Source organism: Streptomyces angustmyceticus (genome assembly GCF_019933235.1).
GTDB classification, from domain to species: Bacteria; Actinomycetota; Actinomycetes; order Streptomycetales; family Streptomycetaceae; genus Streptomyces; species Streptomyces angustmyceticus.
Genome location: NZ_CP082945.1, coordinates 6,443,589 through 6,458,964 on the forward strand (window position 1 = coordinate 6,443,589; position 15,376 = coordinate 6,458,964).

The 15,376-nt window shown below is 74.8% G+C and carries 14 protein-coding genes and 1 tRNA gene; 7 read left to right on the forward strand and 8 right to left on the reverse strand.

Annotated features, from left to right (window positions below):
* Window positions 1–7: 7 nt before the first annotated feature.
* Window positions 8–901: a DMT family transporter gene (locus K7396_RS28730; protein WP_086721720.1), complete on the reverse strand. Its 894-nt coding sequence runs from the start codon at window positions 899–901 to the stop codon at window positions 8–10.
* Between the two features lie 206 nt (window positions 902–1,107).
* Between K7396_RS28730 and K7396_RS28735 the strand changes: the two genes are divergently transcribed.
* From K7396_RS28735 to K7396_RS28755, 5 genes are all read left to right on the forward strand, one after another.
* The gene (locus K7396_RS28735) at window positions 1,108–2,763 is read left to right on the forward strand and encodes an FAD-binding dehydrogenase (RefSeq protein WP_086721721.1); all 1,656 of its coding nucleotides are present in this window, start codon (window positions 1,108–1,110) and stop codon (window positions 2,761–2,763) included.
* Window positions 2,764–3,108: 345 nt separating this feature from the next.
* Window positions 3,109–4,092: a tetratricopeptide repeat protein gene (locus tag K7396_RS28740; RefSeq protein WP_152105043.1), complete on the forward strand. Its 984-nt coding sequence runs from the start codon at window positions 3,109–3,111 to the stop codon at window positions 4,090–4,092.
* Window positions 4,093–4,263: 171 nt separating this feature from the next.
* Complete coding sequence (locus K7396_RS28745; protein WP_152105054.1) at window positions 4,264–4,929, forward strand: molybdopterin-dependent oxidoreductase; 666 nt, start codon at window positions 4,264–4,266, stop codon at window positions 4,927–4,929.
* Window positions 4,913–5,629, forward strand: coding sequence for a cytochrome b/b6 domain-containing protein (locus K7396_RS28750; RefSeq protein WP_223660229.1), 717 nt, complete (start codon window positions 4,913–4,915; stop codon window positions 5,627–5,629). Before K7396_RS28745 ends, K7396_RS28750 begins: the two co-directional genes overlap by 17 nt.
* Window positions 5,630–5,818: 189 nt before the next feature.
* On the forward strand, window positions 5,819–6,379 hold the full coding sequence (locus K7396_RS28755) for a cysteine hydrolase family protein (RefSeq protein WP_152105044.1): 561 nt from the start codon (window positions 5,819–5,821) through the stop codon (window positions 6,377–6,379).
* A 126-nt stretch (window positions 6,380–6,505) separates the two neighbouring features.
* On the opposite strand, the gene K7396_RS28760 is transcribed toward K7396_RS28755, so the two are convergent.
* From K7396_RS28760 to K7396_RS28770, 3 genes are all read right to left on the reverse strand, one after another.
* Complete coding sequence (locus K7396_RS28760; RefSeq protein WP_086721620.1) at window positions 6,506–7,651, reverse strand: sensor histidine kinase; 1,146 nt, start codon at window positions 7,649–7,651, stop codon at window positions 6,506–6,508.
* Entirely contained in the window at window positions 7,648–8,457 is an 810-nt protein-coding gene (locus K7396_RS28765; RefSeq protein ID WP_152105045.1) for a response regulator transcription factor, read from the reverse strand. The genes K7396_RS28760 and K7396_RS28765 overlap by 4 nt, the downstream gene beginning before the upstream one ends.
* A gap of 174 nt (window positions 8,458–8,631) precedes the next feature.
* Window positions 8,632–9,042: a (2Fe-2S) ferredoxin domain-containing protein gene (locus tag K7396_RS28770; RefSeq protein WP_152105046.1), complete on the reverse strand. Its 411-nt coding sequence runs from the start codon at window positions 9,040–9,042 to the stop codon at window positions 8,632–8,634.
* A 188-nt stretch (window positions 9,043–9,230) separates the two neighbouring features.
* Between K7396_RS28770 and K7396_RS28775 the strand changes: the two genes are divergently transcribed.
* Both K7396_RS28775 and K7396_RS28780 read left to right on the forward strand, forming a co-directional pair.
* Window positions 9,231–10,652, forward strand: coding sequence for a cytochrome P450 (locus K7396_RS28775; protein WP_152105047.1), 1,422 nt, complete (start codon window positions 9,231–9,233; stop codon window positions 10,650–10,652).
* A 381-nt stretch (window positions 10,653–11,033) separates the two neighbouring features.
* Window positions 11,034–12,653, forward strand: a complete 1,620-nt coding sequence (locus K7396_RS28780; protein ID WP_086721949.1) for an ABC-F family ATP-binding cassette domain-containing protein — start codon at window positions 11,034–11,036, stop codon at window positions 12,651–12,653.
* Window positions 12,654–12,728: 75 nt separating this feature from the next.
* Here the strand turns inward: K7396_RS28780 and K7396_RS28785 are convergent, their stop codons facing one another.
* The 4 genes from K7396_RS28785 to K7396_RS28800 all read right to left on the reverse strand — a co-directional run bounded on the left by K7396_RS28785 (window position 12,729) and on the right by K7396_RS28800 (window position 15,163).
* Window positions 12,729–13,178: an NUDIX hydrolase gene (locus tag K7396_RS28785; protein ID WP_086721947.1), complete on the reverse strand. Its 450-nt coding sequence runs from the start codon at window positions 13,176–13,178 to the stop codon at window positions 12,729–12,731.
* A gap of 14 nt (window positions 13,179–13,192) precedes the next feature.
* Window positions 13,193–13,867 (reverse strand): HAD family hydrolase, encoded by a 675-nt coding sequence (locus tag K7396_RS28790; RefSeq protein WP_086721948.1) that lies wholly within the window; start codon window positions 13,865–13,867, stop codon window positions 13,193–13,195.
* 130 nt (window positions 13,868–13,997) lie between these two features.
* On the reverse strand, window positions 13,998–14,939 hold the full coding sequence (locus K7396_RS28795; protein ID WP_152105048.1) for a pseudouridine synthase: 942 nt from the start codon (window positions 14,937–14,939) through the stop codon (window positions 13,998–14,000).
* Window positions 14,940–15,078: 139 nt separating this feature from the next.
* Window positions 15,079–15,163, reverse strand: a tRNA-Leu gene (locus tag K7396_RS28800).
* Window positions 15,164–15,376: the final 213 nt, after the last annotated feature.

Here is a 15,376-nt window from a genome sequence, read left to right on the forward strand (position 1 = left end):
GGCCGGCTCAGTGCGGCTGCAGCTCCCGCACGCTCTCCCGCCGGCCGGACCCCGGCGGCATCGCCGGATGGCTGCCGATCAGCACGATGCCCGCGACGACGGCCACGATGCCGGTCACCTCCCACGCCAGCGCCGCGGGCGTCACCTGCAGCCGGTCGCCCAGGAACCCGACCCCGCAGGCGATGCCGGCCAGCGGCTGGGCGGCGGTCAGCGCGGGCAGCGAGAGCCGCAGCGGCGCCGACTCGAAGGCGCTCTGGACGAGCACCAGCGCCAGCACACCGAGCACGACGATGGCGTACGGCTGCCAGCTGGTGAGCAGGGCCGTCCAGCCGCCCTCGCCGAAGTGCTCCCCGCTGATCCGGGTCAGCGCGTCCTGCAGGCCGTATATCAGCCCCGCCGCGACGCCCAGCAGGGCGGCCTCCAGGCTCACATGGACCCGCTCCCGCTTGGCGACCGCGGCCAGCAGCAGCGCGATGCCCAGCACCATCCCCATGATCAGCCACTGCCAGAGGTGATCGGTGCTGCGCTGCCCGCCCTGCGGACGCCCGGCCACGATGAAGGCCGTCACCCCGCCCGCCAGCAGCCACAGCCCGGCCCAGCCGCTCCGGCCGAGCCGCTGCCGGGTCAGCCGCCGCGACAGCGCCATGGCGAACAGCAGGTTGGTCGCCAGCAGGGGCTCCACCAGAGTGATGTCGCCCATCCCCAGCGCCATCGCGCCGAGTGCCATCCCGACCACCATCAGGCCGATACCGGCCAGCCACAGCGGCATCCGCACCAGGTCGAGGAGCAGGCGCACCGAGAGGAAGTCCTTCATCGGAGCGTGCTGCGCCGCGGCCTGCTGAAACACGAAACCGAGTCCCAGACAGCAGGCCGCTCCAAGGGCGAGCAGTATCACCGTCACGTCGCACCTCGTATCGGGGGGCGGGGGATGCGCCTGAGGATAGTCATCCGGCGGCGGGCGTGGCGTGGCCCTGGTCACCCACCATTCTCCCGCGCGCCCTCGTGTACCGCCCGGTAACCAGGTGGTTGACGCGGCAGTCGGGTGCGCTGAGGATCGTTCCACCAGGCGGCCGGGGCGCCCGGCGTCCCCGTGGAGGAGAAGCTGAGATGGCGTACGACGCTGATGTGATCGTGATCGGAGCGGGGCTCGCGGGGCTGGCGGCCACCGCGGAGCTGGTGGACGCCGGACGGAAGGTGATCCTCCTCGACCAGGAACCCGAACAGTCCCTCGGCGGGCAGGCCCACTGGTCGTTCGGCGGCCTCTTCCTGGTGGACTCGCCCGAGCAGCGCCGGCTGCGGATCCGCGACAGCCACGACCTGGCCTGGCAGGACTGGCTGGGCACCGCGGGCTTCGACCGGCCCGAGGACCACTGGCCGCGCAAGTGGGCCGCGGCCTACGTCGACTTCGCGGCCGGCGAGAAGCGCGCCTGGCTGCACCGGCAGGGCGTACGGCTCTTCCCCGTCGTCGGCTGGGCCGAACGCGGCGGCTACGACGCGACCGGGCACGGCAACTCCGTGCCCCGCTTCCACATCACCTGGGGCACCGGGCCCGGTCTGGTGGCGCCGTTCGAGCGGCGGGTGCGGGCCGGGGTGGCCCGCGGCCTGGTGGAGCTGCGGTTCCGCCACCGGGTGACCGGGCTGTCGCGCACCGGCGGGAGCGTGGACACCGTCAGCGGCGAGGTCCTGGAGCCCTCGGACGCCGAGCGCGGCAGGCCCAGCAGCCGTGAGGTGGCCGGCGCCTTCGAACTCAAGGCGCAGGCCGTGATCGTCACCTCGGGCGGCATCGGCGGCAATCACGACCTGGTGCGCGCCAACTGGCCCGAACGGCTCGGCAGGCCCCCGCGCCGGATGCTGTCCGGGGTGCCCGCGCATGTGGACGGCAAGATGCTGGGCATCGCCGAGGCGGCCGGCGCCCGGCTCATCAACCGCGACCGGATGTGGCACTACACCGAGGGCATCGACAACTGGAACCCCGTCTGGCCGCTGCACGGCATCCGGATCCTGTCCGGCCCGTCCCCGCTGTGGCTCGACGCCCGCGGCAAGCGCCTGCCGGTGCCGCTGTTCCCCGGCTTCGACACCCTGGGCACGCTGGAGCACATCACGCGCACCGGCCACGACCACACCTGGTTCGTGCTCACCCAGAAGATCATCGAGAAGGAGTTCACCCTCTCCGGCTCCGAGCAGAACCCCGACCTGACCGGCAAGAGCGTCCGCGGCGTGCTGGGCCGGGCCAGGGCCGGCGCGCCGGGGCCGGTGCGGGCGTTCATGGACCACGGCGCCGACTTCATCGTCGAGCGGTCCCCGGACGACCTGGTGCGGCGGATGAACGAGCTGACCGGCGAGCCGCTGATATCCCCGGACGTGCTGCGCCGCGAGATGGTGGCGCGCGACCGGGAGATCGCCCACTCCTTCACCAAGGACCTCCAGGTCACCGCGATGCGCGGCGCCCGCAAGTACCTCGGCGACCGCCTGATCCGCACCGCCGCGCCGCACCGGCTGCTCGACCCCAAGGCCGGCCCGCTGATCGCCGTACGGCTGAACATCCTCACCCGCAAGACGCTCGGCGGCCTGGAGACCGACCTCTCCTCGCGGGTGCTGACCGACGACGGCGCGCCCCTGCCGGGCGTGTACGCGGCGGGCGAGGCGGCCGGGTTCGGCGGCGGCGGGGTGCACGGCTACCGCTCGCTGGAGGGCACCTTCCTCGGCGGCTGCCTCTTCTCCGGCCGGACGGCGGGGCGCGCGGCGGCGCGGGCGGTGTCCTGACGGGCGGGCGTACGGGGGAGGGGCGGCCGGCGGGCGGGGCGTACGGGGGGCGCCGGGCCGGAGAACCGGGCCGGCGCCCGCGGGGCGGCGCGTGCGCGGCCCGCGGGCCCCGTGGCCATCCGGTCGTTCGTTCCCTTCCGCGGACGAATCGGGGCGGCGGATCCGGCCATTCCCCTTCTCGTCTTGACGCGGAGCTCTGCGTGCCGCTTTGCTGTGCGTGATGACTGGTGCGGACCAAGCCATCACCCTCTGTAGAGGTGCGCGCGGATCCGGTCCCAGCCCGCCGAGGACGACTCGGTGCGGTGGGGCGAGAGGTGCGGCGCGCCATGGAGCCCTTGACCCGTGATGTCGATTACCCCCTTGCCGCCGACCCCGCCACCCCTCGAACGCGTCCCCTGCCCGGACGTCCCGGTGCTCCCACCGGCCCTGGACGACACCCAACTGGCCATCGCCGCCGACGCGTTGGCGCTCGGCCAGTGGGTGCGGGTGCGCACCCTGCTCGCCGAGACCGGCGAGGACTGGGATCTGCGCGGCCACCGATTAACCGTGCTGGCCACCTGCCCCGGCAGTGCCGCCTGGGCCGGCGACTGGCAGCTCGCCGAGCCCGACAACGGCGACGCCGCCACCCTCCTGGCCCTCGCCACCGTCCACCTCGCCCTGCGCGGCGAGAGCGACGCCCGAGCCGCCGCCGACGCCTGTGCCGCCGCCGCCCGGCTGCTGCCCGACGACCCCACCCCCTGGCTCGGCGCGCTGATCCTCGCCCGCCGCACCGGCACCCCGCACCAACGGGCCCACGCCTTCCACCAGGTACGCGCCCGCCACCGCGACCACCACCACGCCCACCACCTGATGACCGCCGCCCTGGCCGAACAGGGCCCGGCCGCCACCGACGACCCGCGGCACCCCGCCCACGCCTTCGCGGCCCGCGCGGCCGCACGCGCCCCCGCCGACTCCCCGCTCGCCCTCCTCCCGGTCGTGGCGCACGCCGAGCGCTACCGCGTCCTCGCCGCCGAGGGCCTGGCACCCCCCGACCCGGCGGACTGGGCCCACTGGTCCACCCGGCGCGCCCGGCAGGTCCTGCAGGCCGCCGTCGACTGGTGGCTGGAGTGGGAGGGCGAGGAGCACCCGCGCCGCAAGATCGATCTCAACTTCCTCGCCCACGCCGCGTTCCACCAGGGGCGGATGGCCGAGGCCGCCGCGCTGTTCCAGCGGATCGGCCCGCACCCCACGCGCGCCCCCTGGTCGTACCCGGGCCGCGACGGCACGGACGCGTTCCGGGCCGCACGGGCCCTCGCACTCCGCGGCGCCGGGGAGCCCGCGTCCCCGTGAGCCCCTGACCCCGCGCACCGATGACGAAAGTCTGACGCCGGGGCCGGGACGCTGGCCCCGGCGGCCACGGGGTGTTCGAATCGGAGGGTGACCAAGGACGCGAACCGGCCCCGCGCGGCGGGCGGCGAGGACGGGCACGGCATCCCCGTGGGCCGCCGTGTGGTGCTCGGCATGCTCGCCGCCGGTGCCGCGGGCGTCGCCGCCGCCCCCTTCCTGCAGAGCGCCTACGACAGCACCCTCGGCGCCGCCGCACAGCGGGACCCCACCGGCCTGACCGGTCTGCTCCCGGGCGGCGGCGGATTCCGCTACTACTCCGTGACCGGCTCCGTACCGGCCAAGGACGCGCACACCTACCGCCTCACCGTCGACGGCCTGGTCCGCCACCGGGCCGCCCTGAGCCTGGCCGACCTGCGCCGGCTGCCGCAGACCCGGATCGTCCGCGACGTCCAGTGCGTCACCGGCTGGCGGGTGCCCGCCACCCCCTTCGAGGGCGTACGCCTCTCCGCCCTCCTCGACGCCGCGGGTGTCCGCCCCGGGGCCAGGGCCGTCCGCTTCACCTGCTTCGACGGCGCCTACAGCGAGTCCCTCACCCTCGAACAGGCCCGCCGCGACGACGTCCTGGTCGCCCTGCGGATGCAGGACAAGCCGCTCGCCCACGCCCACGGCGGCCCGGTGCGCCTCTACGTCGCGCCCATGTACTTCTACAAGTCGGCGAAGTGGCTCTCCGGCATCACGGTCACCGACCAGGTCCGGCCCGGCTATTGGGAGAACCTCGGATATGACGTCGACGCCTGGGTCGGCCGGTCGAACGGACGCGACGATGCCCCGACCGTCTGAGGCCCGGCCCGCACCGGCCGCCCCCCGGCCCCGCGTCCGCCGCTTCACCCCCGCCGAGCACCGGGTGCACCGCGCCACCGCCACCCTGATGGCCGTCTGCGTCCTCACCGCGGGCTGCCTCTACCTCCCCTTCCTCGCCGAACTCGTCGGCCGCCGCGCCCTGGTGGTCACCCTCCACGAGTGGTCCGGCCTCCTGCTGCCCGTCCCGCTGCTGCTGGGCCTCGGCTCCCGCGCCCTGCGCGCCGACCTCACCCGCCTCAACCGCTACGGCCCGCACGACCGCCAGTGGCTGCGCGCCGCACTGCGCCGCAGGGGCGGCCGCCCGGCCGGAAAGTTCAACGCCGGACAGAAGCTCTACGCCGCCTGGATCGCCGGCGCGGTGCTGGTGATGCTCGGCACCGGCCTGCTGATGTGGTTCCCCCACCTCGCGCCGCTCCTCTGGCGCACCGGCGCCACCTTCGTCCACGACTGGCTGGCGCTCGCGGTCGTCCTGGTGATTTCCGGCCACGTATGGAGGGCCTACGGCGACCCCGAGTCCCGCCGCGGCCTGCGCACCGGCACCGTCGATGCCCGATGGGCCCGCCGGGAACACCCGTTGTGGGTGCCGGAGGAGGCCGAGGGGCGGGCGGGGGAGCCGGGGGAGGACGGGCGCGGGGACGGCGGGCACACCGGGGACCGCGGACCGCGGCCGGCTGTTTGACGCCGACGGGGCACGATTTCGCGCCGGATTCCCCGCGGACCGCCACCCGGCCCCCGCACACCTGTGCCCATGCCCCATGATCGGCGTACGGCGGTGCCCCGGCACCGATGAGGGTCCGGATGCCCCGTGGAGGACGGCCGGTTGCCGGACCCGCCGCGTTCCCCGCTCACCGGAAGAAGGACGACAGACATGGCACACCGTGCTCTCCTCGTGATGGACGTCCAGCGCGACATCGTGGACATCGTGGATGCCGATTCCGCGTATCTGACGCGCCTGCGCAGGGCGATCGACGGGGCCAGGGCGGCGGACATCCCGGTGATCCACGTGGTCATCGGGCTGCGTCCGGGCAGCCCCGACATCGGCCCGGGGAACAGGGTGCTCGCCGACATCGTCCGGCGGGGCCTGTTCACCGAGGGCGACCCCGGCACCGGCATCCACCCCGACGTCGCGCCCCGGGACGGCGACATCGTGGTCACCAAGAGGCGGGCGAGCGCGTTCTCGGGCAGCGACCTCGACGTGGTGCTCAGGGCCCGCGGGATCGACAGCCTCGTCCTCGCCGGCATCGCCACCAGCGGGGTGGTGCTCGCCACCCTGTGCCAGGCCAACGACATGGACTTCGGCCTCACCGTCCTGACGGACGGCTGCCTCGACACCGACCCCGAGGTGCACCGGGTCCTGACCGAGAGGCTGTTCCCGCAGTGGGCCGACACCCTCGCCGTCGACGACTGGCTCACGACCCTCGCTCCGTGAGCGGCCGTCCGGCCCCTCGGACGCGGACCGAGGGCGCCCGGCCCTGCGGAACACGCCGACGCCGTACGGGCCCGTGAGCCGCCGTCGGCGCCGGCACCCCGCACGCCGCCGGCGGCCGGCGAGCGCTCACGCCGCCGGCGCGTCCCCCTGCGGTTCCGCCGCCGGCAGCTCCACCTCGAAGCGGCAGCCCGAGCCGGCGTTGCACACCGTGGCGCGGCCCTCGTGGGCCTCGACGATGCCGCGGACGATCGCCAGGCCCAGGCCGGCGCCGCCCTTGCCGTCGGCGCGCGGGGTACGGGCCGCGCCGCCGCGCCAGCCGGTGTCGAAGACCCGCGGCAGGTCCTCCGGCGGGATGCCGCCGCAGCCGTCCTCGACGGCCAGCACCACCCGGCCCCGCTCGTGCCGCGCGCTGACCGCGACGGTGCCGTCGGCCGGCGTCGCCCGGATGGCGTTGACCAGCAAATTGCCCAGGACGCGGGTGATCTGCTGGGCGTCCACCCGTACCGGCAGCGGGGCCACCCCGCCGTCCACCAGCCGCACCCCGCTCGCCCGCGCCAGCGGCCCGGCCCCGGCGAGGGCGTCGTCCACCAGGTCGTAGACCGACACCCGCGACAGCGTCAGGGCCAGCGCCCCGGCCTGGATGCGGGAGAGTTCGAAGAGGTCGTCGACCATGGCGGCCAGCCGGTCGACCTCGATCCGCATCCGCGCGTGGTAGCGCGCGGTGTCCTCGGCGACCCCGTCCTCCAGGGCCTCGGCCATCGCCCGCAGCCCGGCGAGCGGGGTGCGCAGGTCGTGCGAGATCCCGGCGATCAGATCGCGCCGGGAGGCGTCCAGTGCCCGCTCCCGCTCCCGTGCCTCGGCGAGCCGCCCGCTGGTCTCCTCCAAGGCCCGCGACAGCGCGGCCAGTTCCGCGGTGGGCGGTACGGCGGGCGCCACGAAGCCGCCCTCGCTGCCGACCGTACGGGCCGCGCGCGCCAGCTCCCGGCTGCCCGCCGCGATCCGCCGGCCGAAGAGCAGCGCGGCCGCCAGCGACACCACCCCGGAGACGGCGACCACGGCCATCACCACGCCCAGGTCGTGCCCGGACAGGAACATCGCCTGGGCGACCGCCACCGTGCCCGCCGCCATCGCGGCCACCGCCAGCACCGCCACCGCGAACAGCGACAGCGCGACCGAGCGCCGCCGCAGCACCCGTACCGCGGGCGCCGCGAGCACGCCCGCCAGGGCCGCGCCCAGCGCCGCCAGCGCCACGATGACCAGGAAGTCCGTCACAGCAGCGGGCCGCCTTCCCCCAGCGGGCCGGGATCCGGCGGGAGTTCGTCCTCCCGGGGGTCGAAGCGGTAGCCCGCGCCCCAGACCGTCGTCACCAGCCGCGGCGCGGCCGGGTCCGCCTCGATCTTCTCGCGCAGCCGCCGCACATGGACCGTGACCGTGGACAGATCGCCGAACTCCCAGCCCCAGACCCGGGCCAGCAGCTCCTCCCGGGAGAAGACCTGCCCGGGGTGGCGCATCAGGAAGACCAGGAGGTCGAACTCGCGGGCGGTGAGGGAGAGTTCCCGCCCGGCGCGGTCGGCGCGGCGGCCGCCCGGGTCGGCCCGGAGGTCCCCGGCCCGCAGGACGGCCGAGGGCGCGGCGGCCGGCGGCGCGGACTCCGCGCGGCGCAGCACCGAGCCGATCCGCAGTACCAGCTCGCGCGGGCTGAACGGCTTGGTCACATAGTCGTCGGCGCCCAGCTCCAGGCCGAGGATGCGGTCCGCCTCCTCGCCGCGGGCGGTCAGCATCACCACCGGGACCGCCGGGCCGTCGTCGGCGCGGCGCAGCCGGCGGCAGACCTCCAGGCCGTCGATGCCCGGCAGCATCAGGTCGAGCACGACGAGGTGCGGACGGAACTCCGCGGCCCGGTCGAGGGCGGCGAAGCCGTCGGCCGCGTGCTCGGTGGTGTAGCCGGCGCGGGAGAGGTAGCCGGTGACGACCTCGGCGACGGTCGGATCGTCCTCGACGACCAGGACGCGGCGCGGCGGCCCGTTCAGCGGGGCGGGCGCGGGGGCGGGTGCGGAGGGCGGTGTCGGTCGGTGCACGGGATCAGCGGGGCCTTCCCGGGAGGGGCGTCATGGGTCCAGCCAACACCAGGACGGGCGGCGGCGGGCGGCCCGGCCCCCTGCCGTAAGAATCCGGTAACCGGCGGCGGTGTCCCGCGAAGGCGGCGGCGGGCGGCGGCCGGTGCGGGGCGCGGGCGGTCCGGCCCCGGCGGCTCAGCCCTCCAGCCCCTCCCGGACCCGCCGCGACACCGTGATCGCGTACAGGTCGAGGACGCCCGGCGGCTCCGCCAGGCCGGGGCCGCCGGCACGGATCCACGCGGCGATGTCCGCCAGCGCGTCGTCGTCGTTGACCAGCCCCAGCCAGACGGGACGCCCGCCGGCCGCCCGGCCCGCCGGAGACGGCTGGACGACGACCACGTTCGCCTGGTCGCAGACGTCCAGGCACTCCGAGGCCCGCACCGGCGCCGCGCCGTCGAGCGCCGCGCGCAGCCGCGGTATCTGCCCGGCGTGGTCGACGCCCGGGACCTTGGCCGCATCGCCGCAGCAGCAGCCGCGGCACACGGTGACCCGGCACGGGGTCGCGGTGGCTGCCTTTCGGGCAGGCTTGCTGGTCATCCGGCTCATGCTACGGGGCCGTTGCCGGGGCCCGTACGGGGAGGGGACGTGGACGGGGCCACCGTCCCGGGGCGCCGGCGGACGCGGGGGAGCGGCCGGGATGTACGGGGCGCGGCCCGGCACGGGGCGCCCGCCCCCTCGGAGCGCACCCCGCCGCCCCGGATTAGGAACCCGGCCCCGCGGGATAGACATCCGGCATGCCCCAAACCGAGTCCCACCCCCACCCCGGTTCCGTACCCGAGGCCGCGATACCCGGCCCGGCCGGTCTTCCCGTGCTCGGCTCGATGTTCGACCTGCGGCGTGACTCCCTCGGCACCTTCCTCAACGCCCGGCGCGCGCACGGCGACGTGGTGCGTCTGGAGGCCGGGCCGCCCGGCCTGCGCAGTGTGTTCCACGCGGTCTTCGCACCCGAGGGCGTACAGCAGATCCTCGCCTCCCAGGCAGCCAACTTCCGCAAGGACCACCCGCTCTACGAGGAGGTCCGGCAGTCGTTCGGCAACGGCCTGCTGACCAGCCAGGACGCCGACTACCTGAGGCAACGGCGGCTGGTGCAGCCGCTGTTCACCAAGCGCCGGGTCGACAGCTACGCGGCGGCCGTCACGGCCGAGGCCGGCGCTCTCGCGGACCGCTGGCGCACCGCGGCGGGGAGCACCGTCGACCTGGTCCCCGAGATGAACCGGCTGGCGCTGCGCACCGTCGCCCGGATCCTTTTCGGCCTGGACGCGGCGGCGGCCGAGGACGCCTTCCACCGGTGCGCCCCGGTCATCAACGCCTATGTCGTACGGCGCGCCTACGTCCCCGTGAAGATCCCGCGGGAGTGGCCCACCCCCGGGAACCTGCGGGCCCGCGCGGCCACCGACGAGCTGAACGCGCTGTGCGACCGCGTCATCGAGGACCGGCGGACGGCTCGCGGGACGGCCGGAGCGACGGCGGACGAGGGCGACGACCTGCTGTCCCTGCTGGCCGCCGCCGGCAACGACGAGGACGGCTCCCTGGACGCGACCGAGGTCCGCGAACAGGTCCTGATCTTCCTGCTGGCGGGGCACGAGACCACCGCGACCTCCCTGGCCTTCACCCTCCACCTCCTCGCCCGGCACCCCGAGGAGCAGGCGCGGGTCCGCGAAGAGGTCGACCGGGTGCTGGGCGAGGACACTCCGACGGCCGCCGACCTGGACCGTCTGCCGTACCTGACGCAGGCGCTCAAGGAGTCCATGCGGCTGTACCCGGCGGCGCCGGTCGTCAGCCGCCGGGCCGTGGCCGCCACGGAGATCGGCGGATACCGCATACCGGCGGGTGCCGATGTGGTCGTCGCGCCCTGGGTCACCCACCGCAGCCCGGAGCTGTGGGAGGACCCGGAACGCTTCGATCCGCGGCGCTTCGCACCCGAGCGGGAGGCCGAGCGGCACCGCTACGCCTGGTTCCCGTTCGGCGGCGGGCCGCGTGCCTGCATCGGGCAGCACTTCTCGATGCTGGAGTCCGTGCTGGCGCTGGCGACGCTGCTGCGCGCGTACGAACTCGACGCCGTGGACCAGGAGGTGCCGGTCGCCGCCGGGATCACCCTCCAGGCGACCGGCCCGGCCCGGGTGCGTCTGCGCCCGCGGCACGGAGCCGCCGGGTAGGGACCGGGGCCGCCGCACCGTACGGCGGGACGGGGGCGCCGCGCCGCACAGCGGGCCCGCGTCACCCCGCCGCGTCGGGGGAAAAGCAAACGCAACGAAAATAGCGTTTGCGTTTCGGCGGTGTCCCCCGTATCGTCGTTCGCGTCCCATTGCCGCCGATCGGAGAAGGCCGTTGCTCGTCTGAGGTCTTGAGACACCGCGCCCGCGACGGTGATCCGCCCTGCGCTCCCGGAATCCGGAGCGGCGGATCATGCCTCGCGCGGCCCGTCCGCGACCTCGGCGTACCCACGGCGTACCCGACGCACACCGGCGTTCCGATGACGCGGTGTCTCCCAGCGCACATCCCCCACCCCCCTTGCGCCCAAGGAGACCCCTGTGTCCATGTCGCACGCCTCCGCGTCCTCCGCGGCCATCGTCTGCACCGGCCTCGGCTTCGCCTGGCCCGACGGCAGGCCCGTCCTCGAAGACCTCCCGCTGGCCGTCGGCCCCGGCCGCACCGGCCTCGTCGGCCTCAACGGAGCCGGAAAGTCCACCCTGTTGAAGCTGATCGCGGGCGAGCTGACGCCGACCGCGGGCAGCGTCAAGGTCGCCGGCGAGGTCGGCTACCTCCCGCAGCACGCCCCGCTCGAGACCGGCCTGCGGGTCGACGAGGCGCTCGGCATCGCCGCCGCGCGCGCAGCCCTGCACGCCATCGAGGGCGGCGACGCGAGCGAGGAGCACTTCACCGCCGTCGGCGACGACTGGGACGTCGAGGAGCGCGCCCGCGCCACCCTCGACCAGCTCGGACTGCCCGGCCTCGACCTCGACCGCACCCTCGGCGAGGTGTCCGGCGGCGAGTCCGTCCTGCTGCGGCTGGCCGCCCTGATGCTTCGCCGCCCGGACGTCCTGCTGCTCGACGAGCCCACCAACAACCTCGACCGGCCGGCCCGGGAGCGGCTCCACGCCGCGGTCACCGGCTGGTCCGGGGTCCTCGTCGTGGTCAGCCACGACCGTGAACTCCTCGACCTCGTCGACCGGATCGCCGACCTCCGCGACGGGCGGATCCACTGGTACGGCGGCAACTTCACCGCCTACGAACACGCCCTGGCCGTCGAACAGGAGGCGGCCGAGCGGACGGTGCGGGCCGCCGAGGCCGATGTCCAGCGCCAGAAGCGCGAACTCGCCGACGCCCGGATCAAGCTGGCCCGCCGGGTCCGCTACGGCAACAAGATGAACGCCACCAAGCGCGAGCCGAAGATCGTCATGAACGAGCGCAAGAGGGACGCCCAGGTCTCCGCAGGCAAGCACCGCATCCTGCACACCGAACGCCTCAAGGAGGCCGAGGAGCGCCTCGGCGAGGCGGCCGAGGCGGTCCGGGACGACGACGAGATCCGTATCGACCTGCCGCACACCGCCGTCCCGCCGGGCCGCACGGTCCTCACCCTGCACGCCCTGCGCACCCGTTACGGCGCCTCGGCGGAGCTGGAGGTGCGCGGCCCCGAACGCATCGCGCTGACCGGCCGCAACGGCTCCGGCAAGACCACCCTGCTGCGGACCGTCGCCGGTGAGATCCCGCCGCGGGAGGGCACGGTGGAGACCCACGTCCCCCACCGCTTCCTGCCCCAGCGGCTGGACGTCCTCGACCCGGAGCTGACCGTGGCCGAGAACGTCGCCCGCTTCGCCCCGGACGCCACCAACAACCGCATCCGGGCCCGGCTCGCTCGCTTCCTGTTCAAGGGCGCGCGCGCCGACCAGCAGGCCGGCACGCTCTCCGGCGGCGAACGCTTCCGCGCCTCGCTCGCCGCCCTGATGCTGGCCGAGCCGGCCCCGCAACTGCTGCTGCTCGACGAGCCGACCAACAACCTCGACCTGGCCTCGGTGCGCCGGCTGGTCACGGCCCTGGAGTCCTACGAGGGCGCGCTCCTCGTCGTCAGCCACGACCTGACGTTCCTCCGGGACCTCGGTATCACCCGGTGGCTCGCCCTGGAGGACGGTGAACTGACCGACATCGCACCGCTGTAGGACACCGCGCGCCGCGAACGGACCGGGACGGGGGCCTTCCCCCGTCCCGTTCTCCGCGACGGCCGCCGCCCCGCGTCAGCTCCGCTGCCGAGGGAGCAGCCGGGCTCCGGCCCCCGTGCCGAACAGCTCCAGGGTCCGCCCGCACTGCGAATGCAGCGGCGCCGGCAGCGCCTCGGGAGCGAACCAGGCGAGGGCGTCGAACTTGTGCGGCTCGCCGAGCGTCACCGCCTCCGGCGCCACCCGTACGGCGAAGACCACCGCGACCCAGTGCGAGTCGACCGGATCGCCGCGCAGCACATTGCGCACCCCGATCTGCTCGATGCCGTGCGGCCGCACGCCGTACTCCTCGTACACCTCCCGCGCCACGGCCGCCTCGAAGGACTCACCGAACTCCAGCGCCCCCGCGCCGCAGTCCCACGTCCCCGGCTCGTCCCTGGCCCCCGCGCTCCGCCGGGCCAGCAGCACCCGCCCCGCGCCGTCATGGCACACGAACACACAGGACACCCTGGGTCCCGCCACCGTCATGTCGTCCGCCCCTCTCAGAAGTGCCGCAGCAGGTCGCCGAACGCCGACAGCCGCAGCACCTTCTCGTCAGCGGGGTCGAGGTCACCGTGCTCCAGGACCCAGGTGTGGTCGTGCGGGATGAACACCGCGTTCAGGCCGGCCGACCGGGCCGGCAGGATGTCCGACTTCGGGGAGTTGCCGATCATCCATGCCGAGGCCGCGTCCAGGTCGTAGGCGCGGATCAGCTCCTCGTAGGCGGCGGTGTTCTTCTCCGCCACGATGTGGACGCCACGGAAGTGGCCGCTCAGCCCGGAGGCCGTCACCTTCCGCCGCTGCTCCTCGGTGTCGCCCTTGGTCAGCAGCAACAGGTCGTGCCGCCGGGCCAGCTCGGCCAGGGTCTCGGCGACCCCGGGGATCAGCTCCACGCCGTCCCGGTCGAAGGCCGCGGCCCACCCGGCGATCCGCGCCGCCTCCTCGGCCGTCGCGTCCCGGCCCCGCAGCCGCGCCACGCACTCCCCGAGGCTGTGCAGGAACACCTTGCTGCCGTAGCCCAGGGTCCGTGCGTTCGCCGCCTCGATCCCGTCGAGCACCGCCCGCACCGCGGCCCGGTCGAGTCCGGGGCGGACCATCCACTCCAGAAACTCGTCGATGACCCGCTCGAAGACCACGTTGTTCTCCCACAACGTGTCGTCCGCATCGAAAATCAGCATCCGTTCGACAACCCCTCTTCCGCTCCACCGACCGGCGCACCTTAGGCACGCCCGGCGGCCGTCCGCACCGGAAATTCCGTGGGGGAGGACAGCCCGGCCGCGGGGGAGCGACCCGGCCGCGCGAGGGGCTTCACCCCATCGGGGCCGGGTCCCACGCCGCCAGCCGCCGCCCGCTCTCGAACCGCCGCGTCCTGCCGTCCACCGGGTCGGTGAATTCCAGTACCTTCGCCAGCAGTTGGAGCGGAGCGGAGAAGTCGTCCGGGTCCGGGTCCCCGACCACCGGGTAGACCGGATCGTGGAGGATCGGCAGCCCCAGCCCGTTCATATGGACCCGCAGCTGATGGGTGCGCCCGGTCGTGGGCAGCAGCCGGTAGCGCCCGAGCCCGCCCCGCCGCTCCACCAGCTCGATCCGGCTCTCCGCGTTGGCCGCCCCGTCCTCCTCGCGCGCGGCCAGCACCCCGCGCTCCTTCACGATCCGGCTGCGCACCGTCACCGGCAGCGCCACCGACCGGTCGTACGGCGCCACCGCCTCGTACTCCTTGCGCACCCGCCGCCCGCCGAACAGGCCCTGGTACGCGCCCCGGTCCTCGGGCCGCACGACGAACAGCGCCAGGCCCGCCGTCAGCCGGTCCAGCCGGTGCGCGGGCTGCAGCGCCGGCAGTGCCAGATCGCGCCGCAGCCGGGCCAGCGCGGTCTCGGTGATGTGCCGCCCGCGCGGCGTCGTGGCGAGAAAGTGCGGCTTGTCGGCGACCACGATCCGCTCGTCGCGGTGCACGATCCGCACCGCGAACGGCACCGGCGTCTCCGGCGCGAAGTCCCGGTGGAACCAGACGTACCGCCCGGCCTCGTACGGCTCCGCCCCGCTCAGCGCCCCGCCGGTCCCGACGAACCGCCCCGCGCCCAGCATCGCGTCCACCCGCCCCGCCCCGATCGCCCCCTGGAACCGGTGGACCAGATGTTCCCGGACGGTCCCCCACGTCCCGTCCGGGTCGGCGGGCAGCCGCACCCGTACGGGATCGATGCCGTCACGCTGGGGGAGCGGGGCGGGCGGAACCGGGGATCTGCGTCTCACCCGGCAAGAGAACCCCAGCCGGCCCGGCAACGCAACGCCGACGGGGGCCGGGCCGGCGCGGCCCGCACCGGGAACGCGAAGGTGCCGGCAAACGCAGAAGGTGCCGACCGAAGATCGGCCGGCACCTTCGTGCGCGATGTGTCCGAGGGGGGACTTGAACCCCCACGCCCGATAAAGGGCACTAGCACCTCAAGCTAGCGCGTCTGCCATTCCGCCACCCGGACCAGGTGTCTGCCGGAGCGGCCTGGGCCGTTCCGACGTGGAAAACAATAGCAAACGTTCGCGGGTGGTCGATCACCCCGGCATTCGGCCTGATGCGGCGCTGTGACCAGGGCATGTCCGGAGTATTGCGGCCTTGGGTCCGGCGGGCGGCGGGTGGAGGATGGCGGTGGACCCCGCCGCGGTCCGTGCTCCCCGGGGCGCGTGACGCGGCCGTG

Coding starts and splice junctions, on each gene's coding strand:
- K7396_RS28740 (WP_152105043.1), top strand. CDS start 3,109: ATGTCGATTACCCCCTTGCCGCCGACCCCGCCACCCCTCGAACGCGTC.
- K7396_RS28790 (WP_086721948.1), bottom strand. CDS start 13,867: ATGCTGATTTTCGATGCGGACGACACGTTGTGGGAGAACAACGTGGTC.
- K7396_RS28745 (WP_152105054.1), top strand. CDS start 4,264: ATGCTCGCCGCCGGTGCCGCGGGCGTCGCCGCCGCCCCCTTCCTGCAG.
- K7396_RS28750 (WP_223660229.1), top strand. CDS start 4,913: ATGCCCCGACCGTCTGAGGCCCGGCCCGCACCGGCCGCCCCCCGGCCC.
- K7396_RS28785 (WP_086721947.1), bottom strand. CDS start 13,178: ATGACGGTGGCGGGACCCAGGGTGTCCTGTGTGTTCGTGTGCCATGAC.
- K7396_RS28755 (WP_152105044.1), top strand. CDS start 5,819: ATGGCACACCGTGCTCTCCTCGTGATGGACGTCCAGCGCGACATCGTG.
- K7396_RS28770 (WP_152105046.1), bottom strand. CDS start 9,042: ATGAGCCGGATGACCAGCAAGCCTGCCCGAAAGGCAGCCACCGCGACC.
- K7396_RS28780 (WP_086721949.1), top strand. CDS start 11,034: ATGTCGCACGCCTCCGCGTCCTCCGCGGCCATCGTCTGCACCGGCCTC.
- K7396_RS28775 (WP_152105047.1), top strand. CDS start 9,231: ATGCCCCAAACCGAGTCCCACCCCCACCCCGGTTCCGTACCCGAGGCC.
- K7396_RS28735 (WP_086721721.1), top strand. CDS start 1,108: ATGGCGTACGACGCTGATGTGATCGTGATCGGAGCGGGGCTCGCGGGG.